The organism is Psychrobacillus soli, from assembly GCF_006861775.1.
GTDB lineage: Bacteria > Bacillota > Bacilli > Bacillales_A > Planococcaceae > Psychrobacillus > Psychrobacillus soli.
The window spans coordinates 47,178-71,090 of record NZ_VDGG01000019.1; the positions used below are offsets into that span (position 1 = coordinate 47,178).

Here is a 23,913-nt window from a genome sequence, read left to right on the forward strand (position 1 = left end):
AATTATGTATGCTTCATTTTACACCTAAAGTAGCCGATCAAACAATATACCCGATGGATCTTAAGACATTATTTATGAAAGAATCGGAATAAGCAAAAATTTCTTCTCGTTCAGGTTCTTGATATAAATCATGAAAACAATTTTTCCATTCCTTAAATTGGTATTCAGAAAGCTCTTGTCTTCTAAACCAGTTCGCGGTTATTTTTGTATCTGTAATAATATCACGCTCTCCCGTCATTAATAAAACCGGGGCATTCACAATAGACTCAACAGACTGCACGACCGATTTCATTAATGCTTGCATTTCTTTATACCAATCGTTTGTAACAGTCGTACGATAGGTTGGATCCTCTGCAAATTGGCGGAACACCTCATAATTTCTCGTTAATTCATTTAAGTGTATGTCATGATTAATCTTTTGAGGGACAGATAGTTTAGCTAATGCATTTGTCCATTTAGACGGCATTTTTTTTAATTGGAGCCATGGAGATGTTAAAATAATTCCTGCATATTCCATATCTAATTTGCGTAAAACTTTTACTAACAAGGTGGCACCTAAACCATGTCCTAATAGAAATATCGGTAGATCATATGTTTTTGCTACTTGATGTGCTTGTTTTATATAGTCTTTATACAAATCGAATGATTCATCATGCGGTCTATTCCCTTTTTTTAGCTCACCATGACCAGGTAGATCTCCCATAACGATATGGCAATTGGAACTTCTCAATTTTTCTATCAACCAAGCATATCTTCGATGGTGTTCATATGCACTATGCACGATGACAATTACTGCTTTTGGTTTTTCTTCTGCTTCCCATTTCCACATGAACAGCACACCTTTCTAATCTATTCCCTTATTCTTGTTTGTTTGATACGATTAATTATATTCTATTTTTATAAGGGGCGTGTATATATTGATTTATCCATATAAAGACAAAATTCCATCGATTGATGAAACTGCTTTTATAGCTGATTATGTCACAATAACAGGTGATGTGACAATCGGACCGGAGTCTACAATTTGGTTCAATACGGTAATTAGAGGGGACGTTGCTCCTACGATTATTGGACGTAAAGTAAGTATTCAAGATTTAAGTTGCCTTCATCAAAGTCCTAATAACCCACTCATCATTGAAGACGAAGTAACGATTGGTCATCAAGTAACACTACATGGTTGTACGGTTCGTAAAGGTGCATTAGTCGGTATGGGCTCCATCATATTAGACGGTGCCGAAATAGGAGAAGGTGCATTTATTGGGGCAGGAAGTCTTGTACCTCCAGGAAAGAAAATTCCCCCTAATTCACTTGCTATGGGAAGTCCAGCAAAAGTTGTTCGAGAATTAACTGATGCAGATAAAGAAGATGTAGAACGGATTATTCGAGAGTATGTGGAAAAAGGAGAGTATTATAAATCCTTGCAGAAATAAAAAAAGCTTCCACTTATAATTGTAAATAGATAGAGAACTAACTTAAAACCATTAATACAAATCAAATATGCATTGTCTATAAGCCCCCCACTATGGGGCCAACAGACAAAACGCAGATTTCATACTTAAGTCATTTTAACTAAAAAATTACCGGTTACTCCGAAGTTAAGAAGTACCGGTTATTTCACTTTTATTTTCAAAAGATCTTCTTGAGGTAAGCTTTCAGTTACTTTTTTACGCCTGTTCGAACAGCTTGAAGCAACCGGAATAATTGATTTGTTGTTGATCGTAAATTGTTGTACGTCACCTTTGAATCCATAGCTTCTTCCAGCGTCATCGGCGCATTCATAATGGAAAAATACGAAGTGATACCAAGTTCGTTTAATGCCGCTGTTTCTTCCGTAACGCCGCCCGCGAGTGCAACGACAGGAATTTCATATTTTTGGGCAAGATGTGCTACTCCAAGTGGCGCTTTTCCCATAGATGTTTGTCCGTCTAACTTCCCCTCACCTGTAACAACAAAATCGACACCTTGCATGTTCTTTTCCATTTCAATAATCTTTAACACTAGTTCGATTCCAGACTGAAGATCGGCATGTAAGAAACCTGAAAAAGCAGCTCCCAATCCCCCGGCAGCTCCTGCTCCCTCAATATTATGAATGTCGGTACCCAGTTCATCGAGCACTATTTCAGCAAAATGTTCCAGCCCTTTATCAAGTTGTTTAACCATATCAGGCGTAGCACCTTTTTGAGGTCCGAAAATAAATGCAGCACCATCCGGCCCGTAAAGAGGATTGTTTACATCACATGCAACTTTGAAAGAGCATTCCTTCAATTTCGCATGCACATGACTTAGATCTATTTTCCGAATACTAAGTAATGACTCCGCACCTAATCCAACCTCTTCATCGTGTAAATTTAAAAATCGAAAACCTAATGCTTGAAGCATGCCAACCCCAGCGTCATTTGTAGCGCTTCCACCAAGCCCAATAACAAACTCACGGCATCCTTTTTCTATAGCATCGGAAATGAGTTCTCCAACACCATATGTAGTTGTCAAGAACGGATTACGTTGATTGGAAGGAACTAGAGGTAAACCACAAGCTTCCGCTACTTCAATAACCGCTGTTTTACCGTCGCCCAAAATTCCGTACATAGCCTCTACTTTTTCTTTTAAAGGACCTAGTACTACTTTTTTGACTAGTTTTCCACCCGTTGCCTGTACCAATGCCTCCACTGTTCCTTCTCCACCATCTGCTAAAGGAAGTGTTACGATCTCCGCTTCAGGATAAATATCTTTTATACCTAAAGAAATAGCTTCGCTGCCTTCTACAGAAGAAATACTTCCTTTAAATGAATCAATTGCAATCAAAACTTTCATCATTAGCACCTCCTTCACCTACATTGATTATAAGTGAATAAACTGACAATGGTAATAGTCTAAGTAACAAAGAATTAATAATATACTTGTTTTTCATAACAAAAACTAGCTCTATAAATTTATTTTTTTCCAAGCTTCCGACAAATATTAGATTGCGTAATATCAGAATTGGTTGCTTTCATCGGCAAATTGGTTGCTCTCGTGCTGGTTTGGTTGCTTTCGGAATAGAATTGATTGCTTTCCATGACTAATCGATTGCCCTAAACCATTTATTGGATTCACACAGTCGAAAAACGGAGGAAATTTTATTTTTAGCGAGTTGATACTGAATAAGTAAGCGATCTCCGTTGATTTTCGCTGCAGCCGGCGACTCCTGCCCGATGAGTGGGCTAATGAGACATCTCAGGCGTACGCCTAAGCAGCGGGGGTGGCTCATCGCTCACCCGGCGCAAAGCGTCCGACTGAAGCGAAAATCTTAGCGGACATTGTTTAAGTCTCATTATCCCTATAGCACCTACAATATAAAGAATGCCATACATTGTGCTACCTGAAAAATTATCTACATGTCTAAATTTTTTAGTTTCCTAAGCAAAACAAAAACGCCGCCACTTTTTACAAAAGGTGGCGGCGTTTTTAATTATAATCCTGCTTTTTCTTTTAAAGCTTCTGCTTTATCGGTTTTTTCCCATGGTGCATCGATGTCTGTACGACCGAAATGACCATAAGCTGCAGTTGGTTTGTAGATTGGGCGACGAAGATCTAGCATTTTGATAATACCTGCTGGGCGTAGGTCGAATAGGTCACGAATATGTGATACCAATTGTGCCTCTTCTATTTTACCAGTTCCAAATGTATCAACCGCGATTGATACAGGTTGTGCTACACCAATTGCATATGCTAATTGAACTTCACAACGGTCTGCAAGTCCTGCAGCGACAATATTTTTTGCAACATAGCGAGCAGCATATGCAGCAGAACGGTCTACTTTCGTTGGATCTTTACCAGAGAAAGCACCGCCTCCGTGACGAGCGTATCCACCGTACGTATCAACAATAATTTTACGTCCTGTTAAACCAGCATCCCCTTGAGGTCCACCAATAACAAAACGTCCAGTTGGGTTGATAAAGTACTTTGTATTTTCATCAATTAAATGAGCAGGAACAATAGGTTTGATCACTACTTCTTTTAAATCTTTTTGAATTTGTTCTAATGTAACTTCTGGATGATGTTGTGTCGAAATAACAATCGTGTCAATACGAACTGGATTATTATTTTCATCATATTCCACAGTTACTTGCGTTTTACCATCTGGGCGTAAGTAATTTAATGTTTCGTCTTTACGCACTTCTGCTAAACGACGTGACAGCTTATGCGCTAAACTAATTGGAAGTGGCATAAGTTCAGGTGTTTCATTACATGCATAACCGAACATTAGACCTTGGTCCCCTGCACCAATTGCTTCGATGTCTGAATCTGTCATAGATCCTTCACGAGCTTCCAACGCTTGGTCAACACCCATTGCAATATCAACAGATTGCTCATCAATTGCAGTCAATACTGCAGAAGTTTCCGAGTCAAATCCGTATTTTGCACGAGTATAACCTATTTCTTTAATAGTAGAACGTACTACTTTTGGGATATCTACATAAGTAGACGTCGTAATTTCTCCTGCAACTAAAACAAGACCTGTCGTCACGCTTGTTTCACAAGCAACACGAGCATTTGGATCTTCCGTTAAAATTGCATCTAAAATAGCATCCGAAATTTGATCACAAATTTTGTCTGGATGCCCTTCTGTAACTGATTCCGACGTAAATAATCGGCGTTGTGTCATAGAATATTCCTCCTATATCCTGCGAGATTTCTCTCAAGAATTGATACGGTACTCATTCCCATGTCAAGCCATTTCAAATAGTTTAACTTGAAGCCGTTTCGGACTTGGCACACAAGGATAAAGGGCGATGTTATATAAAAAACCTCTCACTCACGTAATTATACATGAGGAAAGGTATCAATTTCATAAGCACCTTTCACTCTTATCAATCAAGGAATCACACCTTGTCTCAGGTTGGGCACCTTTGTAAAAAAAAAATTACAGGTTGCCGGGTTTCATAGGGCCTGACCCCTCCACCAGCTCGGGATAAGAGTATCCGTTCAATTTAACATCATACGGAAACTACATACAAAAGTCAATAAAAAATTCCGTTTTATCAATTACGTCTTGTAGCAATTGCATCAGATTGTCGATGGAGCTTCGTTCAGCGTGATGCAAATCAGTTAGCGGTTATCGCATGGATGCGGCTATCTTAGCCGGAGTTTCTCGATATTCCATTAGGGCTTGAACCTCTGCTGAAAAAATTTAATTTGTAAAATAAACATTTAAATAGTGTAGACTATTGAGTTAAATGTGTTATACTAATTCACATATCAAGTAAAAAAAATCCTCCATGATTGAGGGTAAAAAGAAAAAAAGGATGGTAAATACAATATGAATTCAATCGATACGGTGAGTGAACTGAACGAATTGCTAGCTGGAAACAATATTAGCGTACAATTATCAGTGCCGCAACTTGTGGAAAAAGCAACATCTAGAGGGGAAGCTATTTTGACTTCTACAGGTGCTGTAAAAGCAGAGACTGGTAAATACACAGGCCGTTCCCCACAAGATAAATATATCGTAGAAGAGCCTATCTCTAAAGACAAAATCGATTGGGGTTCAGTAAACCAACCTATCTCTTCCGAAATTTTTGACGCACTATATAAAAAAGTAACGAACTATTTAAAAGAACAAGAAGAAATATTTGTATTTAAAGGATTTGCTGGAGCAGATAAAGAATCCCGCCTTGGCATTCAAGTTGTAAATGAATTTGCGTGGCATAATTTATTTGCCCACCAATTATTTATCCGTCCTACAGAAGAAGAATTGATAGCTCATCAAGCTGATTTCACTATCGTAAGTGCACCTAATTTCAAAGCAAATCCAATGATTGATGGAACAAAATCAGAAACGTTTATCATCGTTTCTATGGAAAAACGTGTCGTTTTAATCGGTGGTACGGAATACGCAGGAGAAATGAAAAAATCAATCTTCTCTATTATGAACTATTTGTTACCAGAACAAAACATTTTACCAATGCATTGCTCCGCTAACGTTGGCGAATCAGGCGATGTTGCATTATTCTTCGGATTGTCTGGAACAGGTAAAACTACACTTTCTGCAGATGCAGGGCGTAAATTAATCGGTGATGATGAGCACGGTTGGTCTGATAATGGCGTATTTAATATTGAAGGTGGCTGTTACGCTAAATGTATCGACTTAACTCGTGAAAACGAACCACAAATCTTTGACGCTATTACATTCGGTACAGTTTTAGAGAATGTAGTAGTAGATCCAGAAACGCGCGTTGCGAACTATGCAGATGATTCATTAACAGAAAATACACGTGCAGCGTATCAAATTCAAAATATCGAAAACATTGTAGATCCTTCTGTTGCCGGTCATCCAAATACAATTGTTTTCTTAACGGCTGATGCGTTTGGCGTATTGCCTCCAATTAGTAAATTAACGAAAGAACAAGCAATGTATCACTTTTTAAGTGGTTTTACATCAAAACTTGCAGGAACAGAGCGTGGAATCACATCACCACAACCAGCATTTTCTACTTGCTTCGGCTCACCTTTCTTACCATTGCATGCGACTGTTTACGCAGAAATGCTTGGGAAGAAAATTGATGAACACGGTGCACAAGTGTTCCTTGTGAACACTGGATGGACTGGTGGAGAATACGGTGTTGGTAGCCGTATGAAACTTGCTTATACACGTACGATGGTTCGTGCAGCAATTGACGGGAAGTTAAGAAATGTAGAAACGACGACAGATGCAGTATTCGGTCTTGAAATTCCTACACAAATTGACGGAGTACCAGCAGAAGTGTTAATCCCACGTAATGCATGGGAAGATCAAGCAGCATATGATGCAAAAGCTACTGAACTAGCACATGCTTTCCGCAAGAACTTCCAAAAATTTGGGACAGTTTCCCAAGATATTTCGCTTAAAGGCGGACCATTAGCATAACATAATAAAAGAGGATGTCCCATTCATTTGGTGACATCCTCTTTTGATTAATCTGCATTTTCATCATAAAAGCTCGATGTAGCAGATGAAGTGAATATGGATCTGAATTTTACCGCTTCCTCTTCATCCACTTTATATAAAATAATTTCCGAGCCATAATGACCAATTTCTAATCGCTCGTCCCCTGCCTTATTCAAAAACATTTTGAACCATTTTAATCCGCCTTTCGGATCAATGGAGTTATTTCGAAAAAAGGTACGGTTTTCCTCATTCAAATTAACCGTTAATACTTTTATAAGTCCTTCATTGATAGTAGAAATCGCTCGTGGTTTCAGTTCACCAATTACCTCCACTTCCTCTTTCCAGCTTTGGATAATGACATCATCAATCTCATTTGTATACAAATCCCAAAGATTCGTCCAAAAGCTTGTATCAGAAGCGAAAGATGATTTCCCATCTATACTCATTGACTCCGTTGTGACAATCACATTTCCCAATTTCAAACTCCCCTCTGCATCTTCATCCACCTACACGCATCTTTTACTACTTGTCGATTTACAAGACTAGGAAAAAAATGTGTAAATTCAGGATAATACCATGTTTCCACTATTTTATTGTTCCCTAGTAATTCTTTTTCTAACATTTCTGCATGCACAAAGGAAACATTAACGTCCAACTTCCCATGAATGATCAAGGTAGGGGCGTTTATTTCAGCAATTTTGGGTAAGACGTTCCGTTCTTCATATGCTTCTGTTTTATTCGTCGGAGTACCACCTATTACGCGTTTCATCATTCGTCGCATATCCAAGCGTTCTTCATATGTTAAATATATATCCGACACTCCGGCCCATGTCACAATCGAAGCAATATCTTTTCGTAAAATAGCCGTCCATAATGCCATAATACCGCCACGAGAGAAAGCAAAAAGATGAATTCTTGTCGAGATACAAAATTGCTTTAAAATATCAACTGCATAAACAGCATCTAGTCTATCTTCTCCTGCAAATTCGTCTCTCCCTTCCCCTCCACGATTTCCGCGATAGTAAGGGGCAAAAACAGTAAATCCTTCCGACGCAATTTGGGCAATACGAGCAGGTCTTACCATCCCAATACTCTGCATACCACCTCGCAAATACAATATCCCTTCATATATTCCTTCTTTTTTCGGTGTTGCGAGCATTCCTTTCACCCGTAAACCACAAGACCAATAAGTGATTTCAGTTAATGCTATATTTGGATTAGGCGAAGGATATACTTGCATCCTTTCAATTGTTCCATTTTCCTTCATATGTATTCACCTTCTTTAACATTGCTTGCATACCTTGATCTTGCATATGAAAGCTTAAATTTTCGTAGTTTTGCAATTCATTCGTCGATAACCACCGAGCACCTTCTGTTTCAAATGTAGTGCTCTTGTCATGTATATACCCAACATTCGCGATAAAAACCGCCTTACAAAATGGATTTTCTTCATACACTATATATTCGGCAAACCACTCCATATCGGTTATCTCTACATTCGTTTCCTCTAAAACTTCACGTATCGCTGCTTCTTCTAACGTTTCATTGTCTTCTACTTTTCCCCCTGGAAATTCAATGCCACGTATAGGATGCTTCGTTAATAACCATTTTCCTTTATATTTTGCTATAACTAACACATGCATTGCCTTTATCGGAAATAATCCTTTTTCAAAGGATAGTTCTACTCGTATACCATTCAGGTCTTGGAAAGTAATCATGCTCTATCCCTCCCTTTTTTCACTTATAAAAATTCTATCATAGGATGAATTTAAAGAATAATATTCCAATATACAAGCATAATCCCAATATCCGCTAAACAATGACTAATAATTGGCGCTACAATCGAATTTAGTTTGATACGAAAAATTCCCCACATAATACCCGCTAAAAAAACAGGAATAACGGACAGCACGTTAAAAGGAAAACTGAAAATCTCCATCACTACAATCAAATGATACAAACTGTAAAAAATAGCGGTTATCATAACAGCCAAAACATTCCCTATTTTTATAAATAACCTACTATACATAAATTCTCTCCAGTAAAGTTCCTCTAAAATAGGATTAATAAAAGCTAAAACTAATACGAGCAATATCACCTTCGCCCCGTTAAAATCCCATTCTTTCAGTAGCTGACGTAACTGTGGGATATCCAAAACGGATGATTGGAAAAAAAGAACGAAGCTATAAATAGAAACCAAACAAATCACCCCACTTATAACTCCTACCATAATGGATTTCTTTGTCAAAGGTGACTTTATGTGTGTTCTATTCTTCCTTTTCCAAAAGCGGATAATTAACGGTATAAACAGTAGCCATCCATAAAAAAGAATAAAAGTTATTAAAACATTTTGCATGAAAGAAAGCCCGATAAATATTAAAATAGTTGGCGCTATTAGTAATAAAATTTGTTTTATCATACATCCTCCTACTGTGTCTCTATTTACATTCTATCGTAGCATATATGTATGAAAAAAGACTTAGCAACTGCGCTAAGTCTTCAGGAGGATCATTCTTTTGTCTCATCCCGTATATAATGCTCGTTTCCTTCTTCCCTGTTTTGAGCAATGTTCTGCTTCGCTTTTATTTGGGGGTTTTGGTTTAACAGTGAACTTACATTACGATAATTTGTAGAATTTTCGTTTCCTTTTCGTTTAATAGTTTTGCTCAATTGTCTCTCTCCTTCTTGGATTAAAATAGGGAAGCTGTTCAACAAAGTTTTTGGATTCTTCATCTCCAAATTCATGAATGAGCGCATATAGCTTTTTCATTCTTTTGTCGTATTGATCATTTTCTTTATCGAAATGATATTTCCTTATCGGTATATGCGCCCTCCAAAAGTTGCTGATTTCTACACTATCTAATTGATCGAAAAGCTTTTGAAAAACAGGGATAATTTCACGGTTTACTACAACTTCGAATTCCCAAGGAGACTCGTCAGGGTACAAATATAGCTTTTGGCTTTTGACTGAAATATACACTTTGCTTAAAGTCATCTACACACATCCTTTTCAAGTAGTATGTGTGCAAACTAAAAAAACATGCACCAAAAATAATTGGTACATGCTTTTCTCTTACGCTTGAATATCTACTACTGATCCTTTATAAGGATGAGGAGCAGCAGTTTGAGGCATATCTTCAAGCATCTGCACGGCAGCTACGGTATCCATATTCATGGCATTTTGTAAAACGCTCATTTGGACTGTTTGCTGTAGTTGCATAAGTTGTGAAGACATTATGGAGTTAATATCCATCAAAATCCCTCCTTCATACCCTTATTATCGGATAACCGAGATATACTTTGCATAGGTTTTATTTCTTAGTTTCGTTCGTGTCCCCTAAAAATGCATTCAGCATCCATTGATGTTTTTCTGTTTTTTGATAAATAGCATTGAGGATATCTTCGGTCATATCATCTTCTTCTTTCGCGGCTTCTTCCATTCCTTTTTTGAGTGATTTCATTATCTTATCAAAGTCTTTTACGACTGCTTGTACCATTTCATCCGCGCTTTCTTTATTTTTCGCTTCTTTAATATCGGAAAGCTCTAAATGCTCTTTTAACGTTGCAACAGGTGCCTCACCTAAAGTTAGTAAACGTTCCGCAATTTCGTCCATATTAAGAGTTGCTTCGTTATACAATTCCTCAAATTTTGCATGTAATGTAAAGAAAGATGGTCCTTTTACATACCAATGAAAATTATGTAATTTTGTATACAATACCGACCAATTCGCAACTTGCTTGTTTAGTTCTTTATTCAATGATTCTGACATAATTTTGCCACTCTCCCCAAAATAATAGTTGCTTTCTCTTTTAATATACCTCGCTATTCCTTACAATAAACATACATACAATATTTATGGAGTGAAAAGAATGGTATTTTGGATTTTAGGTGCAGCAATTCTACTTAGTATATTTGGTTTTACATTTTTATATAAATTAGCGATGAATGACAAACCTACTGCCATTGATCCTAAACCAAAGGACGTTGAATAGTAGATGAAGCATATTATTATAGCTATTTTCCGCTTTTATCAAAAAATTATTTCCCCTTTAACACCGCCCAGTTGTAGGTTCTATCCAACATGCTCCCATTACGGTGTCGAAGCAGTACAAAAACATGGGGCGATTAAAGGTGGGTACTTAACGATTAGAAGAATATCTAAATGTCATCCTTTTCATGAAGGTGGCATTGATCCAGTTCCAGATAAATGGCCTTTGAAGAAAAAATAATTCAAAGGCTATTTTTTCTTGCTTTTTTTTATTTAGTCTTGTATGATGTAAAAGTTATTACTAATTAAAACGTAATCATTACTATTTAGGAGTGAAAATTTTGAAAAAAGGACTTTTATTATTTTCAGTATTCATCCTTGTTTTATTTACTGCCGCATGTGGAAATGAAGCAAGCCCAACTGAAACAACGCAAGAAAAAGAAAATACTATTCAAGTGTATACAACGGTCTATCCTCTACAATATTTTGCTGAAAGAATTGGTGGAGAAGCAGTAAATGTGCAATCCATTTATCCAGCTGGAGCTAATGAGCATACATTTGAGCCTACTCAAAAAGATATGATGGCACTTGCCGACGCGGATTTATTTTTCTACATAGGCTTAGGTTTAGAAGGTTTTGTTGAAAATGCGAAAAAAACATTAGCGGGCGAGCATGTGAAAATGATTGCAACTATTGACGCGGTTCCAGAAGACCAATTAGATGCTAGTACACATGATCATGATCACGGGCATGAAGAAGCAACAACAGAAAGTCACGAGCACGAGCATGAAGAAGCTACAGAAGAAAGTCATGAGCACGAGCATGAAGAAACTACAGTAGAAAGTCACGAAGGTCATGATCATGGAGATACAGATCCACATGTATGGATTTCACCAAAAATAAGTCAAAACCTAGCACTATCTATTAAAAACGAGTTTGTCGAAGCTGCTCCAGACCAAAAAGAAACATTCGAAAAAAACTATGAACAATTAATCGAAGAACTACAAAAACTAGATGCTGATTTTGAAGAAATGGCGCATGATGCACCAAACAAAACGTTTTTCGTTTCACATGCTGCATTTGGATACATTGCAAACACATATGGTCTAGAGCAGATTGCCATAGCAGGACTAAACTCACAAGATGAGCCATCTCAAAAAGAACTGACAAAAATTATCGATTTAGCTAAAGAAAAAGATGTGAAGTATATTTTATTTGAACAAAACGTATCTTCTAAACTGACAGAAGTTATCCAAAAAGAAGTTGGTGCGGAAAGTTTAGTATTACACAATTTAGGTGTTCTATCCAAAGAAGACATTGCAGATAACGAAACATACTTCACCCTTATGAAAAGAAATTTAGACACGTTAAAAACGGTATTACAATAGTATAAAAAGCGCAGGGCGCCATTTAAGTCCATCTTGTCTTAATTGTTTCTAGCGTGCTATGGTCATATCTTACTTGGAGTTTTAAAGAGGAACGAGAAGTTGTAAACCACTTCTCGTTCCTCTTTTTCTGTAAATTGCTCGTCTCTCACTTAACATGTTTGAAGCGAGGTTACTTTAGGTTAATAAAAGAAAAAATACTTGGAGAATAACACTAGAAGATATTATTTCTGGCACACTTTTCTGGTATCTCCTTAAAATATTGAAAGCTCCACCGATTCATACAGAAAAATAATATAGGAACACCGTTTTCCAACTAAACACTCCTAAATTCCAACTAAATGTCCCGTAATTCCAACTAACATTCTATATTTTCCAACTAGACGCCATTTTTCATCGAAAATACCATGAATAAAGGCTTCATGACGGGCTAAATATTATACTTTTCTTGTTTTTCGAAAAAAAACACTTAGAATTCATTTTCTAAGTGTTTTTTATATAATTGAAAAGTTCTCTACGCAGCAACTTATTCGACCCATTGCGAGGTAATTGGTCTACAAAATAGTAATCCACTGGTTGCTTGTAAGGAGCTAATTGCTTTTTCATAAATGTTCTCAACTCTTCTTCGGAAGTTTCCCCTTTTAACACAACAAATGCTACAGGAACTCTCCCCCATTTGTCATCTAGTTTTCCTGTAACACCAGCTTCTTTTACTGCAGGATGTTTCACCAAGGCTTGTTCTACTTCTGCTGGATAAATATTTTCTCCGCCAGAAATAATTAAATCGGACCGACGATCCACCACAAATAAATAGCCTTCTTCGTCCATATATCCCATATCACCTGTATGTAGCCAACCATCCACTAATGGATTTGTCGATTCAGCTGCTCCAACATATCCCTTTGTCACATGTGGTCCTTTGATGCAAATTTCTCCGATTTCCTCATTCCCATCAATACGCACATCCGCAAAGAATAACGGTTTACCAGCAGAGCCTAGTTTGCGAAGAGCATCCTCACTTGCTAATGTCGTCGTTTGGGATGCTGTTTCCGTCATACCGTATGTTTGTAAAACTGGAATATTTCGCTCGATTGCTCGCTCCAAATAATTTAAAGGCACTGGTCCTCCACCGACAATCACTGATTGAAACGTATTAGGAAATGATAAACCTTTCGATTCTAATACAGTCAACATTCTTTCTAACATAACTGCAACGGCGGACATACGTGTAACAGTGCCAGATAAAATTTCTTTGATAGCCGCTTCAGCATCAAATTTTGTATGCAAATTAATCGTCATTCCATAATAAACAGAACGCATTAATATAGAAAACCCACTAATATGAAATAATGGCATCGTACATAACCAACAGTCATTTGGGTGAACACCTAGATTTAGGGCAGATCCAGTTGCATTCATCACATGATTCTCAAGGGATTGCCGTACACCTTTTGGACGCCCCGTCGTACCGGAAGTATACATAATCGTAATTGTACGTTCTTTTGTCCAATCTTTCTCTACTTCAAAGAAGGAACGCCCTACATTTTCAATTTCATCAAACGAATATTTATTGCTAAAAGACAAGCTTCTTTTATTATAATCATCGACCACTAAATAATCCGGCGCACTATCTGCTAATTGATAGTTTAGCTCTTCTTCTGATAATCGTTCATTTAACAAAACAAGCTCACAACCTAGCTGCATACATGCATGCATGACAACTATTAACTTTGGATTGGAAGAAGCCAAAATGGCAATTCGCATTCCTTTTTCCATACCTTTTGTATGTAGTTTCTCTGCAAATTCGATTGCTTCCTCTGCCAACCTAGCAAATGTCCATTCCTGCTCATTAAATCGTAATGCGACTCGATCAGGCGTTAAACTCGCTCGTTTCATCAATAAATTTGGATACATAATTACTCTTCCTTTCAAAAAGAAGCTGCCCTATACGAATAGGGCAGCTCATACTAATTTAGGCAATCACGGGAAACGAGGGAATTGACCAAAATCAGGTTTACGTTTTTCTTTAAATGAGTCGCGACCTTCTTTTGCTTCATCTGTTGTGTAGTAAAGAAGTGTTGCATCTCCTGCCAATTGTTGAAGACCTGCTAAACCGTCTGTATCTGCATTCATCGCTGCTTTTAAGAAACGAAGTGCAGTTGGACTCATTTCTAACATCTCTTCACACCATTGTACAGTTTCGTCTTCTAATTGCTCATAAGGAACGACTGTATTAACTAGTCCCATATCAAGTGCTTGCTGTGCATCATATTGACGGCATAGATACCAAATTTCACGTGCCTTTTTATGACCGATAATACGAGCAAGATAACCTGAACCATAACCAGCATCAAATGACCCTACTTTAGGACCAGTTTGTCCAAAACGAGCATTTTCGGCAGCAATTGTTAAGTCACATACGACATGAAGCACATGCCCTCCGCCAATTGCATAACCTGCTACCATTGCAACAACTGGTTTTGGAATAACACGGATTAAACGTTGTAGATCCAGTACGTTTAAACGAGGAATTTCGTCCTCTCCAACGTATCCACCATGCCCACGTACTTTTTGGTCTCCACCTGAACAGAAAGCATGCTCGCCTTCACCAGTTAAAATAATAACTCCAACGTTTTTATCATCACGTGCGCGTGAAAATGCATCAATCATTTCCATCACCGTTTTCGGACGAAATGCATTGCGCACTTCCGGACGGTTAATCGTTACTTTCGCAATACCGTTGTAAAATTCATATTTAATATCTTCATATGTATGTAGCGTTGTCCATTCACGAGTCATCTTTATTCCTCCTCTAAAATAACTTTCTCTATTATTGTAGCAAAGATTTTCGGTTTTTCCACATGAATTGCATGCCCGGCATCTTTTACGACTACTAATTTTGCGTTCGGCAACTCATTTTCCATCCTTCTCGCAATAGCACAAAACTTCAAATCTAATTCCCCGACCAATAAAAACACGGGAATCGACAGTTCGCTTAAAACGTCCCAATAAGAAGGCTGAATTCCTGTACTAAAACCTCTCAAACTATTGCTAAGTCCTACTGCTGATTGAGCAAGTCTTTCCTCACGAATCACTTCCTGCTTTTCCACAGGCAACCTTTTTTGCGTATGGAATAAAGGAATGCCTTCCCAAAAATCAACGAAAGAAATAACCCCTTCTTTCATAATCCGTTCTGCAAGCAATTCATCGGACAGCTTTCTTTTCTGTCGTTCCTCTTCGCCTGCGAGACCTGGAGAGCTACTCTCTAATATTAATGCATCTACGGGATATTTAGCGGCATATGCTAAAGCCAAACGTCCTCCCATCGAGTAGCCGACAAGCGTAAAATGAGTCCATTCCAATTGTTGAAATAACGCATGAAGTTCTCTTAGTTGCTCTTCTACAAAATAGTATGCGGAATCACTTGGTTTATCCGTTTGTCCATGTCCTATTAAATCTATCGTTAACAGTTCCATTGAGGAAGGAAGAAGACTAATTACTTCCTTCCAAGTACTGCTAGATCCCGTAAAACCATGTAACCACACAACTTTTTTAGGGGCTCCGATATTATATCTCTTCATGTGCAAGTTTACAGAACGAACCATCAAATTCATGCTTTCCAAATGGTATCTAACTCCTTCGAAATAGCCGTCCATAATTTCCGATGTGTCTCCGTATTTACTTGTCGATTCGTAAACACTTCAATAATTCGAATGTCTTTTATTTTAGGTTGTTTTAATACTTGCTCAAATGCATCTTTTGAATGCACTGCATCATATTGCGCATCATACATTGCAGCAACATGTGAAAACTCTAGACCAGTTGGCGTCCCAAATAAATGCTCAAAGTAGTTTGTTTCCGTTGATTGTGGCAAATAAGAGAAAATACCGCCACCATCATTATTCATAATAACAATTGTACTATCTGTTTCATGAAACCTACTTACTATTAATCCATTCACATCATGTAAAAAAGCAAGATCCCCAATTAGTAAATAGCCAGGTCGATTGGTTGCAGCTTGGACGCCTAATGCGGAAGATACGACCCCATCAATTCCATTCGTCCCTCTATTTGCGTAAACTTGTACGTCTTTCGTTGTTTTATTGAAAAAGGTATCTACGTCGCGAATCGGCATACTACTGCTCGCAAATAAATCTACCCCATTAGGGAGTGCTTCGAATAATATACCCGCCAGGGCACCTTCATCTTCTTCGGTTTCTATATACGTTTGTATATGTTTCGTTGCAATATCGTTCGTTTTCGACCAATGGTTTAAATAACTCGATACTTGTTTTTCTTCCATTGGGATCCATAAAGAAGTGGCTTCCACTTGCGCATGATGTGTTACAAGATGAATAGAGTCTCGGAAAATAGGGCTTTCATCGACTACTATATACACATCTGGTTTACATGCTTTCAAAAATAAAGTAAGTGGCTTCGATACAGGTTGTGCTCCAAAACGAATCACGACACTTGGCATAGCTACTTGTTTAAATGCATCATTTTTCAAAATGGCATCGTATTGGTCTATGCATAGATCCATACAATCTACGGGTACCGAAGTCCTTAAATTAGAAAGTGGATCGACTAATACTGGCCATTTAAGCATTCTCGCAAAATCCCAAAAGCCTTTTGTCGAATGAATGGAATCCCCAACGATGAGTATTCCCTTCTCTTCCCGCATAAGCAAGTCCATATACCACTCGGTAAAATCCTGACTTGGCACAAGCTTTCCTATTTCTGACACTTGTACCTCAGTAGTCGGTAAAGCCTGTTCCATATTTAATAACAGCGGTTCTCGGAAAGGCATATTAATATGCACCGGTCCCATCGGTAACGTCCTCGAAGTAGATACCGCCCGATGGATATGGCGCTCCAGAAAGTTTAAACTTTCTGCATGATCTTCCGGAAGCGGAAAATCAACCGACCATTTCACATGCTTTCCAAAAAGATGTATTTGATCAATTGCTTGCGGCGCCCCTACTTCTCGTAATTCATGTGGACGATCCGCAGTCACAACAAGCAATGGAACTCGCGCGTAAAAAGCTTCTACAATCGCAGGAAAGAAATTTGCTGCAGCAGTCCCAGAAGTACAAAGCAGCACAACGGGTTCTTTTGTTGCTTTCGCAATACCTAAAGCAAAGTACGCAGCTGAACGTTCATCCGTCTGGCGATAAAATGCAAAGCCCTCGCTTTTCGCGAAGCCATAAGCAAGCGGGGTGGATCTAGAACCAGGACACATAACGATATGTTTTACACCTGCTTTTTTAATCGTTTCGACAAATTGGTTTACATAGGATGTTAAATACTCGATGTTAGTCATTCATATTTCCTCCAAGCGTGCGTAGCATTGGTCGAAACTTTACACGTGTTTCTTCAAATTCTTCGATGGAAGAAGATTCTGCTACAATCCCTCCACCTGCGTATAAATAAGCATGTTCGTTTTCGATTAGAGCAGAACGGATCCCAACCGCAAACTCCCCGTCCCCTTCTGTATTAATCCAACCAATTGGCGCTGCATAATAGCCTCGATTCATTTGTTCCGATTCCCGAATAATGTTAATAGCATCTTGACGCGGTTCTCCTCCTAAAGCTGGAGTTGGATGTAATGCTTGTACTAATGCAAATAACGAAGAATCCTTTTTCAAATGTCCCTCAATCGGCGTATATAAATGTTGGATATCTCTAACTTTCATAAGCTTTGGTCTTGCAGGTACCTTTAGGTCTTTACAATATTGCGTAAACACTTTCCGAATCATTTCCACAACGTATTTATGTTCCCCTAAATTTTTCGGATCAGCTAGTAGCGCATCTCCCAACGCTTTATCTTCCACAGAATTTTTCCCACGTCTAACAGAACCTGCAAGTCCTGCAGATTGCACTTTTTCGTTTTCTACCTTCACTAACCGTTCTGGTGTTGCCCCGAAAAACATTTGGTCTCCATTTTCTAAGCCAAATAAATAACTTTCCGGCTGTTCCATGGCAGCATGGTAAATAGCCGTCGCTTTCGAAAAATCCTCATCAAATGTTAACTTAAGCGACCGAGCAATTACTACTTTCTCTACTTCTTCTGCACGAATCCGCTTTGTTACATCTTCTACTGCATGCAAATACTGCTCTTTTCCCTTGTCTTCTCGGTTTACTAATACTGGCTTCGCATGAACTTGAAGCTCCTTTACTTGGGCCGTGTGTATAAGCGCATCCCTTTCTATACGCAATCGTTCAAATACATCCGCACTCTCTTCCTCATTTGTAATATAATGAATGCTTACAAATGCTTGATCATGTTGAATCACTAGTTGGAACGTAGCCACTACAAAGAAGGCGGAAGGAAAATTGTCCCATTCTGATGCAATTTTATTTTTGGGATCAAATGCAAATCCTCCAAATAAAATTGGCGAAACATCCACTTGTTCTTTCAATGATGCACTGCACAGTTCTTTCCATTTTGCATCGATGTCCGCATATCGATTATCTTCTAAACGATTCGAAATTGTATGCGCATGACCTAAGCCGACTAATGTCAGCGTTTTTTCTTTGTTTTGCCAAAAAAATCGTTTTCCTTTATATTTTTCATCTCCTGCTTCAAAAAAAGCATGAGCTGATAATCTGGATACTTCTATTGTTTCTGTATAAAAACGTAAAGTTGTTTGCTTTTGACCGGTGGTTTTCGGCATTAAAATTACCTCCGTATTCATATCTTGAAGTTTATCATGATGTTTAGTTATTTTATTACTCTACCCTTAATCATACAACTTTCTACGCTTTTCGGCACACATTTAGCAGCGAATTTATGCTAATATTGATAATGGATTGTTTTAAAGGAGAGAAAATTTTATGTCAAATGAATTACAAGCCGACAAAGGTTGGCGTGTCTGGTGGAAATTAACAAGACCACATACATTAACCGCTTCATTTGCTCCGGTATTCTTGGGGACAATGATTGCACTTTATTACACAAATATTAACTGGCTTTTATTTTTAGCTATGTTAGTTGCTTGTCTTTTTATACAAGCAGCGACCAATATGTTCAATGAATACTATGATTTTGCTAGAGGTCTTGATAGTGAAGAGTCCGTTGGTATCGGCGGAGCGATCGTTCGAAATGGTGTTAAACCGAAAACGGTTATGCAATTAGCCTTACTATTATATGGTCTTTCCGCATTACTAGGAATCTACATTTGCTATGAGTCTTCCTGGATGTTACTAGTTGTTGGAGCTGCAAGTATGTTAATAGGATACTTGTATACCGGAGGACCTTATCCTATAGCTTACACCCCATTTGGAGAATTCTTTAGTGGTGTAGTAATGGGGATGCTCATTGTATTAATCGCGACTTTCATCCAAGTTGGATCTGTACCTAATTTTGCCATCTTACTTTCTATTCCGAGCGCACTTCTTGTAGCGGCGATCATGCTTTCTAACAATATACGGGATTTAGAGGAAGACACAAAAGGCGGCAGAAAAACGATGGCAATCCTTGTCGGTAGAAAAAATGCTATTACGATTTTAGCTTCTTACTTTATCATCTCCTATCTTTGGATTGTAGGATTGATTTTACTACAAATTATTACTCCATGGACATTACTCGTTATATTAAGTATTAAAAAACCATTACATGCGATTAAACTATTTAGAGAAAAAGATAATCCACTTGAAGTAGCACCAGCTATGAAAGATACAGCACTGACGAATACTATTTTCGTTTTCCTATTAGGGATAGGCTTATTAATCGGGTACTTCTTATAAAATAAAAAGCAAGAAGAAAAATGAACAATTTTTCTTCTTGCTTTTTTATGTGGATTTTTTTCGATCTTCTTATGAATCGCCTTCAGTTCAACACATGTAATAAAAACTAACATAATTTTCAGAATATCATTTACATTTTTAAATTTTTATAATATGATGTTATATATTCTTACATTAGGAGGTTGCAAATGAAAAAGATAGAAGCAATTATTCGACCAGATGTATTTTCGGAAGTTCGCAAAGCACTTGCACTAGAAGGAATTGACGGGCTAAGCGTGACAGAAATCGCCGGTTGTGGTCGCCAAGAAGGCCGCACTGGACTATTTCGTGGTAATGCTTATGAAATGGAATTCCATGCAAAATTAAAGCTTGAAATGGTTGTAGAAGATTATTTAGTTGAAAGATTGGTAGAAGCAATTCTGAATCACGCGTGTACCAATGAAGTAGGCGATGGGAAGATATTTGTTTTACCAGTAGAAGAAGCAATCCGTATTAGAACAAAAGAACGCGGTGCAGTTGCCGTTAACTAAAGGAGAGAGATTTTATGACAATAGAAACAATTCAAAGTTCAATCGACATGTTGTGGGTAATGCTTGGTGCCATTTTAGTATTTTTTATGCATGCAGGATTTGCAATGCTCGAAACAGGTTTTACCCGTTCTAAAAATACACTGAATATATTAATGAAAAACTTCCTTACTGTATCACTTGGATCTATTTTATATTTTTTAGTAGGATTTGGGTTTATGTTTGGTGAGTCTGTCTTTGGTGCAATTGGATCTGATGGATTTGCTCTTTTTGGAAGAGAAGATATTGGCTTCTTCGTTTTCCAATCCGTTTTTGCTGCCACTTGTGCAACTATTATTTCAGGTGCAGTTGCTGAGCGAATGAAATTGTCCTCCTATTTACTTTTAGTTGTAGCTATGACTGGTATTATTTACCCTGTAGTAGGCCACTGGATTTGGGGAGGTGGATGGTTAGCTGAACTTGGCTTCATTGATTTTGCGGGTTCTACAGTCGTTCACTTAACTGGAGCAATCGGCGCTTTCGTAGCGGCAACAATTTTAGGTCCCCGTATCGGTAAATATAGCAATGGTAAAGTGAATGTTATACCAGGTCACAGTATACCCCTCGGTGCCTTAGGCGTTTTCATCTTATGGGTTGGTTGGTTTGGCTTTAACGGCGCAAGTACGCTAGCTGCCGACCCTACTCTAGTCCCTCCTATTATTGCCAATACTTTATTTGCTGCTTCTGCTGGAGTTCTATCTACAGCTTTTTATACAAAACTTAGATTTAAAAAACTAGATGCCACGCTCACTTTAAATGGTGCATTAGCTGGTTTAGTAAGTATTACGGCCGGTGCTGCAAATGTTTCGCTCGTAAGCTCTATCATAATTGGTTTTCTCGCTGGAATTATTATGACCGAAGGAATTCGTTTTCTTGATGTTAAATTAAAAGTAGATGATCCGGTTGGTGCAATAGCAGTTCACGGGATAACTGGGATTTGGGGAACGATAGCGGTTGGACTTTTTGAAACCTCAAGTGGCCTCTTTGTAGGTGGAGGAGCAAGCTTGATCGGTATTCAGGTATTAGGAGTTTTAGCTGTTATTGCTTGGGTTTCCATTACCGTTTTCGGATTTTTATTTATCCTTAAAGCATTTAACCCCATTCGAGTTACAAATGAAGAAGAAATCGCCGGACTTGATTTTGCAGAACACGGTTCTCAAGCATATGAACTAAACGACGTTTTTCCTGGCATAAGTACGAAAACTGACGGTTTTGCTCAACGTTTAACAGAACTAGGGAGAGCTACTAATTAGAAGACTATCCTGATTCTAAAGACATGAAAAAAAAGCATGTTTCCTAATAGGAAACATGCTTTTTAATATGACCCCTACGGGATTCGAACCCGTGTTACCGCCGTGAAAGGGCGGTGTCTTAACCGCTTGACCAAGGGGCCAAACATATGGCGGAGAAGGAGGGATTTGAACCCTCGCGCCGGTTGCCCGACCTACACCCTTAGCAGGGGCGCCTCTTCAGCCGCTTGAGTACTTCCCCATATGATGGCTCCGAAGGTAGGACTCGAACCTACGACCGATCGGTTAACAGCCGATTGCTCTACCACTGAGCTACTTCGGAATAATGGTGGGCCTAAATGGACTCGAACCATCGACCTCACGCTTATCAGGCGTGCGCTCTAACCAGCTGAGCTATAGGCCCATTATTAGTGGAGCGGTTGAAGAGAATCTAACTCTTATCATGTTTAGTAGAACTAGGAAGGGCTACTAAATAGAAAACTATTATAATTCTTAAGGAAAGAAAAAAGCATGTTTCCTAATAGGACTAGGACACATGCTATTAATATGACCCCTACGGGATTCGAACCCGTGTTACCGCCGTGAAAGGGCGGTGTCTTAACCGCTTGACCAAGGGGCCAAACATATGGCGGAGAAGGAGGGATTTGAACCCTCGCGCCGGTTGCCCGACCTACACCCTTAGCAGGGGCGCCTCTTCAGCCGCTTGAGTACTTCCCCATATGATGGCTCCGAAGGTAGGACTCGAACCTACGACCAATCGGTTAACAGCCGATTGCTCTACCACTGAGCTACTTCGGAATAATGGTGGGCCTAAATGGACTCGAACCATCGACCTCACGCTTATCAGGCGTGCGCTCTAACCAGCTGAGCTATAGGCCCATTAATTGGAGCGGGTGAAGAGAATCGAACTCTCATCATCAGCTTGGAAGGCTGAGGTTTTACCACTAAACTACACCCGCATTACATGGTGGCTCAGGACGGAATCGAACCGCCGACACAAGGATTTTCAGTCCTTTGCTCTACCGACTGAGCTACTGAGCCACTTTAGTTTGCACTAAGCTACGCATCTCTTCGTCAGCTACATTCGTTCAGTCAGTCACATACTAGAGTACGTTTCTTTCTTCACTCATTTGCTTTCTCAACCTGCTTGCTTGTCCTAAATCTCAAACTAATAAAATTTTATTAATTAAATGGCGGTCCCGACCGGGATCGAACCGGCGATCTCCTGCGTGACAGGCAGGCATGTTAACCGCTACACCACGGGACCATTTGGTTGCGGGGACAGGATTTGAACCTGTGACCTTCGGGTTATGAGCCCGACGAGCTACCGAACTGCTCCACCCCGCGATAATAATATACTTACTAATTTAATTCTTCCATCAACAATGTTTTTAAAAATGGAGGAGGAAGAGGGATTCGAACCCCCGCGCGGTATGACCCGCCTGTCGGTTTTCAAGACCGATCCCTTCAGCCAGACTTGGGTATTCCTCCAAATTACTTTGTTGGTGGACCTTGCAGGACTCGAACCTGCGACCGGACGGTTATGAGCCGTCTGCTCTAACCAACTGAGCTAAAGGTCCTTAAAGATAGCGGCAGAGGGAGTCGAACCCACGACCTTTCGGGTATGAACCGAGTGCTCTAGCCAGCTGAGCTACACCGCCAGGATTTTACAAAAAAATATAATATTGGTGGAGCCTAGCGGGATCGAACCGCTGACCTCCTGCGTGCAAGGCAGGCGCTCTCCCAGCTGAGCTAAGGCCCCAAAAATTTATTAACTGGTCGGGAAGACAGGATTCGAACCTGCGACCCCTTGGTCCCAAACCAAGTGCTCTACCAAGCTGAGCTACTTCCCGTAATATATGGCGCGCCCGGCAGGAGTCGAACCCACAACCTTCTGATCCGTAGTCAGACGCTCTATCCAATTGAGCTACGGGCGCTTGTTTTTCATAAAAGTGGTGCCGAGGACCGGAATCGAACCGGTACGGTAGTCACCTACCGCAGGATTTTAAGTCCTGTGCGTCTGCCAGTTCCGCCACCCCGGCACTTTGATGAATCTTTGGAGCGGAA

Annotated in this window: 24 protein-coding genes, 19 tRNA genes and 1 riboswitch; of the genes, 8 read left to right on the forward strand and 35 right to left on the reverse strand. The window is 39.1% G+C overall.

The window, feature by feature from the left end:
• Nucleotides 1-37: 37 nt before the first annotated feature.
• Nucleotides 38-829 (reverse strand): alpha/beta hydrolase, encoded by a 792-nt coding sequence (locus FG383_RS10830; protein ID WP_142607424.1) that lies wholly within the window; start codon nucleotides 827-829, stop codon nucleotides 38-40.
• Between the two features lie 88 nt (nucleotides 830-917).
• Here FG383_RS10830 and FG383_RS10835 point away from each other — a divergent pair, with 88 nt between their 5' ends.
• Nucleotides 918-1,430 carry a gamma carbonic anhydrase gene (locus tag FG383_RS10835; protein WP_142607425.1) on the forward strand — a complete coding sequence of 171 codons (513 nt, stop codon included), beginning with the start codon at nucleotides 918-920 and terminating at the stop codon, nucleotides 1,428-1,430.
• A 226-nt stretch (nucleotides 1,431-1,656) separates the two neighbouring features.
• Here the strand turns inward: FG383_RS10835 and FG383_RS10840 are convergent, their stop codons facing one another.
• Both FG383_RS10840 and metK read right to left on the reverse strand, forming a co-directional pair.
• The gene (locus tag FG383_RS10840; protein ID WP_342782138.1) at nucleotides 1,657-2,814 is read right to left on the reverse strand and encodes a glycerate kinase; all 1,158 of its coding nucleotides are present in this window, start codon (nucleotides 2,812-2,814) and stop codon (nucleotides 1,657-1,659) included.
• A gap of 634 nt (nucleotides 2,815-3,448) precedes the next feature.
• Nucleotides 3,449-4,645 carry a methionine adenosyltransferase gene (metK, locus tag FG383_RS10845; protein WP_142607426.1) on the reverse strand — a complete coding sequence of 399 codons (1,197 nt, stop codon included), beginning with the start codon at nucleotides 4,643-4,645 and terminating at the stop codon, nucleotides 3,449-3,451.
• Nucleotides 4,646-4,844: 199 nt separating this feature from the next.
• Nucleotides 4,845-4,958: riboswitch (SAM riboswitch) on the reverse strand.
• 341 nt (nucleotides 4,959-5,299) lie between these two features.
• Between metK and pckA the strand changes: the two genes are divergently transcribed.
• Complete coding sequence (gene pckA, locus FG383_RS10850; RefSeq protein ID WP_142607427.1) at nucleotides 5,300-6,886, forward strand: phosphoenolpyruvate carboxykinase (ATP); 1,587 nt, start codon at nucleotides 5,300-5,302, stop codon at nucleotides 6,884-6,886.
• Between the two features lie 47 nt (nucleotides 6,887-6,933).
• On the opposite strand, the gene FG383_RS10855 is transcribed toward pckA, so the two are convergent.
• From FG383_RS10855 to FG383_RS10885, 8 genes are all read right to left on the reverse strand, one after another.
• Nucleotides 6,934-7,383: a hypothetical protein gene (locus FG383_RS10855; protein ID WP_425467640.1), complete on the reverse strand. Its 450-nt coding sequence runs from the start codon at nucleotides 7,381-7,383 to the stop codon at nucleotides 6,934-6,936.
• 2 nt (nucleotides 7,384-7,385) lie between these two features.
• The gene (locus tag FG383_RS10860) at nucleotides 7,386-8,174 is read right to left on the reverse strand and encodes an alpha/beta hydrolase family protein (RefSeq protein ID WP_142607428.1); all 789 of its coding nucleotides are present in this window, start codon (nucleotides 8,172-8,174) and stop codon (nucleotides 7,386-7,388) included.
• A complete protein-coding gene (locus tag FG383_RS10865; RefSeq protein WP_142607429.1) occupies nucleotides 8,152-8,625 on the reverse strand; it encodes an NUDIX domain-containing protein in 474 nt (157 codons plus the stop codon). Before FG383_RS10865 ends, FG383_RS10860 begins: the two co-directional genes overlap by 23 nt.
• Before the next feature lie 50 nt (nucleotides 8,626-8,675).
• Entirely contained in the window at nucleotides 8,676-9,326 is a 651-nt protein-coding gene (locus FG383_RS10870) for a CPBP family intramembrane glutamic endopeptidase (protein ID WP_246096966.1), read from the reverse strand.
• Between the two features lie 89 nt (nucleotides 9,327-9,415).
• The gene (locus tag FG383_RS20905) at nucleotides 9,416-9,577 is read right to left on the reverse strand and encodes a hypothetical protein (RefSeq protein ID WP_185907911.1); all 162 of its coding nucleotides are present in this window, start codon (nucleotides 9,575-9,577) and stop codon (nucleotides 9,416-9,418) included.
• The gene (locus FG383_RS10875) at nucleotides 9,561-9,902 is read right to left on the reverse strand and encodes a transposase (RefSeq protein ID WP_142607430.1); all 342 of its coding nucleotides are present in this window, start codon (nucleotides 9,900-9,902) and stop codon (nucleotides 9,561-9,563) included. The genes FG383_RS20905 and FG383_RS10875 overlap by 17 nt, the downstream gene beginning before the upstream one ends.
• 78 nt (nucleotides 9,903-9,980) lie before the next feature.
• Nucleotides 9,981-10,160, reverse strand: a complete 180-nt coding sequence (locus FG383_RS10880) for a putative motility protein (RefSeq protein WP_142607431.1) — start codon at nucleotides 10,158-10,160, stop codon at nucleotides 9,981-9,983.
• Nucleotides 10,161-10,218: 58 nt separating this feature from the next.
• Nucleotides 10,219-10,677: a Dps family protein gene (locus FG383_RS10885; RefSeq protein WP_142607432.1), complete on the reverse strand. Its 459-nt coding sequence runs from the start codon at nucleotides 10,675-10,677 to the stop codon at nucleotides 10,219-10,221.
• 100 nt (nucleotides 10,678-10,777) lie between these two features.
• Here FG383_RS10885 and FG383_RS21480 point away from each other — a divergent pair, with 100 nt between their 5' ends.
• The 3 genes from FG383_RS21480 (at nucleotide 10,778) to FG383_RS10895 (ending at nucleotide 12,284) form a co-directional block, all read left to right on the forward strand.
• On the forward strand, nucleotides 10,778-10,900 hold the full coding sequence (locus FG383_RS21480; RefSeq protein WP_281285304.1) for a hypothetical protein: 123 nt from the start codon (nucleotides 10,778-10,780) through the stop codon (nucleotides 10,898-10,900).
• Nucleotides 10,901-10,903: 3 nt separating this feature from the next.
• Complete coding sequence (gene yidD, locus FG383_RS10890) at nucleotides 10,904-11,137, forward strand: membrane protein insertion efficiency factor YidD (RefSeq protein WP_142607433.1); 234 nt, start codon at nucleotides 10,904-10,906, stop codon at nucleotides 11,135-11,137.
• 100 nt (nucleotides 11,138-11,237) lie between these two features.
• The gene (locus tag FG383_RS10895) at nucleotides 11,238-12,284 is read left to right on the forward strand and encodes a metal ABC transporter solute-binding protein, Zn/Mn family (RefSeq protein WP_142607434.1); all 1,047 of its coding nucleotides are present in this window, start codon (nucleotides 11,238-11,240) and stop codon (nucleotides 12,282-12,284) included.
• 480 nt (nucleotides 12,285-12,764) lie between these two features.
• Here FG383_RS10895 and FG383_RS10900 read toward each other — a convergent pair whose 3' ends face one another.
• From FG383_RS10900 to FG383_RS10920, 5 genes are all read right to left on the reverse strand, one after another.
• Nucleotides 12,765-14,195, reverse strand: a complete 1,431-nt coding sequence (locus FG383_RS10900; protein WP_142607435.1) for an o-succinylbenzoate--CoA ligase — start codon at nucleotides 14,193-14,195, stop codon at nucleotides 12,765-12,767.
• A 66-nt stretch (nucleotides 14,196-14,261) separates the two neighbouring features.
• Entirely contained in the window at nucleotides 14,262-15,080 is an 819-nt protein-coding gene (gene menB / locus FG383_RS10905; protein WP_142607436.1) for a 1,4-dihydroxy-2-naphthoyl-CoA synthase, read from the reverse strand.
• Between the two features lie 2 nt (nucleotides 15,081-15,082).
• Nucleotides 15,083-15,895: a 2-succinyl-6-hydroxy-2,4-cyclohexadiene-1-carboxylate synthase gene (gene menH / locus FG383_RS10910; RefSeq protein WP_142607446.1), complete on the reverse strand. Its 813-nt coding sequence runs from the start codon at nucleotides 15,893-15,895 to the stop codon at nucleotides 15,083-15,085.
• Nucleotides 15,892-17,604, reverse strand: a complete 1,713-nt coding sequence (gene menD / locus FG383_RS10915; protein ID WP_142607437.1) for a 2-succinyl-5-enolpyruvyl-6-hydroxy-3-cyclohexene-1-carboxylic-acid synthase — start codon at nucleotides 17,602-17,604, stop codon at nucleotides 15,892-15,894. The genes menH and menD overlap by 4 nt, the downstream gene beginning before the upstream one ends.
• On the reverse strand, nucleotides 17,597-18,958 hold the full coding sequence (locus tag FG383_RS10920) for an isochorismate synthase (RefSeq protein ID WP_246096967.1): 1,362 nt from the start codon (nucleotides 18,956-18,958) through the stop codon (nucleotides 17,597-17,599). Before FG383_RS10920 ends, menD begins: the two co-directional genes overlap by 8 nt.
• A gap of 160 nt (nucleotides 18,959-19,118) precedes the next feature.
• Between FG383_RS10920 and FG383_RS10925 the strand changes: the two genes are divergently transcribed.
• The 3 genes from FG383_RS10925 to FG383_RS10935 all read left to right on the forward strand — a co-directional run bounded on the left by FG383_RS10925 (nucleotide 19,119) and on the right by FG383_RS10935 (nucleotide 21,849).
• Nucleotides 19,119-20,030 (forward strand): 1,4-dihydroxy-2-naphthoate polyprenyltransferase, encoded by a 912-nt coding sequence (locus FG383_RS10925; protein WP_142607439.1) that lies wholly within the window; start codon nucleotides 19,119-19,121, stop codon nucleotides 20,028-20,030.
• A 188-nt stretch (nucleotides 20,031-20,218) separates the two neighbouring features.
• Nucleotides 20,219-20,560: a P-II family nitrogen regulator gene (locus FG383_RS10930; RefSeq protein ID WP_142607440.1), complete on the forward strand. Its 342-nt coding sequence runs from the start codon at nucleotides 20,219-20,221 to the stop codon at nucleotides 20,558-20,560.
• Nucleotides 20,561-20,580: 20 nt separating this feature from the next.
• Entirely contained in the window at nucleotides 20,581-21,849 is a 1,269-nt protein-coding gene (locus FG383_RS10935) for an ammonium transporter (protein WP_425467643.1), read from the forward strand.
• Between the two features lie 68 nt (nucleotides 21,850-21,917).
• Here the strand turns inward: FG383_RS10935 and FG383_RS10940 are convergent.
• From FG383_RS10940 to FG383_RS11030, 19 genes are all read right to left on the reverse strand, one after another.
• Nucleotides 21,918-21,989: transfer RNA gene (locus FG383_RS10940), tRNA-Glu, on the reverse strand.
• A gap of 7 nt (nucleotides 21,990-21,996) precedes the next feature.
• Nucleotides 21,997-22,087: transfer RNA gene (locus FG383_RS10945), tRNA-Ser, on the reverse strand.
• Nucleotides 22,088-22,093: 6 nt separating this feature from the next.
• Nucleotides 22,094-22,168: transfer RNA gene (locus tag FG383_RS10950), tRNA-Asn, on the reverse strand.
• A gap of 4 nt (nucleotides 22,169-22,172) precedes the next feature.
• Nucleotides 22,173-22,249: transfer RNA gene (locus tag FG383_RS10955), tRNA-Ile, on the reverse strand.
• A 144-nt stretch (nucleotides 22,250-22,393) separates the two neighbouring features.
• Nucleotides 22,394-22,465: transfer RNA gene (locus tag FG383_RS10960), tRNA-Glu, on the reverse strand.
• 7 nt (nucleotides 22,466-22,472) lie between these two features.
• Nucleotides 22,473-22,563 (reverse strand) — tRNA-Ser (locus tag FG383_RS10965).
• A gap of 6 nt (nucleotides 22,564-22,569) precedes the next feature.
• Nucleotides 22,570-22,644, reverse strand: a tRNA-Asn gene (locus tag FG383_RS10970).
• Between the two features lie 4 nt (nucleotides 22,645-22,648).
• Nucleotides 22,649-22,725: transfer RNA gene (locus FG383_RS10975), tRNA-Ile, on the reverse strand.
• 6 nt (nucleotides 22,726-22,731) lie between these two features.
• Nucleotides 22,732-22,805, reverse strand: a tRNA-Gly gene (locus FG383_RS10980).
• A 6-nt stretch (nucleotides 22,806-22,811) separates the two neighbouring features.
• Nucleotides 22,812-22,887, reverse strand: a tRNA-Phe gene (locus FG383_RS10985).
• A gap of 150 nt (nucleotides 22,888-23,037) precedes the next feature.
• Nucleotides 23,038-23,113: transfer RNA gene (locus FG383_RS10990), tRNA-Asp, on the reverse strand.
• A gap of 3 nt (nucleotides 23,114-23,116) precedes the next feature.
• A tRNA-Met gene (locus FG383_RS10995) sits at nucleotides 23,117-23,193 on the reverse strand.
• A gap of 51 nt (nucleotides 23,194-23,244) precedes the next feature.
• Nucleotides 23,245-23,337 (reverse strand) — tRNA-Ser (locus tag FG383_RS11000).
• Nucleotides 23,338-23,349: 12 nt separating this feature from the next.
• Nucleotides 23,350-23,426: transfer RNA gene (locus FG383_RS11005), tRNA-Ile, on the reverse strand.
• A gap of 7 nt (nucleotides 23,427-23,433) precedes the next feature.
• Nucleotides 23,434-23,507 (reverse strand) — tRNA-Met (locus FG383_RS11010).
• Nucleotides 23,508-23,532: 25 nt separating this feature from the next.
• Nucleotides 23,533-23,608 (reverse strand) — tRNA-Ala (locus FG383_RS11015).
• A gap of 14 nt (nucleotides 23,609-23,622) precedes the next feature.
• Nucleotides 23,623-23,699, reverse strand: a tRNA-Pro gene (locus FG383_RS11020).
• 7 nt (nucleotides 23,700-23,706) lie between these two features.
• Nucleotides 23,707-23,783, reverse strand: a tRNA-Arg gene (locus FG383_RS11025).
• Nucleotides 23,784-23,799: 16 nt separating this feature from the next.
• Nucleotides 23,800-23,888 (reverse strand) — tRNA-Leu (locus tag FG383_RS11030).
• Nucleotides 23,889-23,913 lie beyond the last annotated feature (25 nt).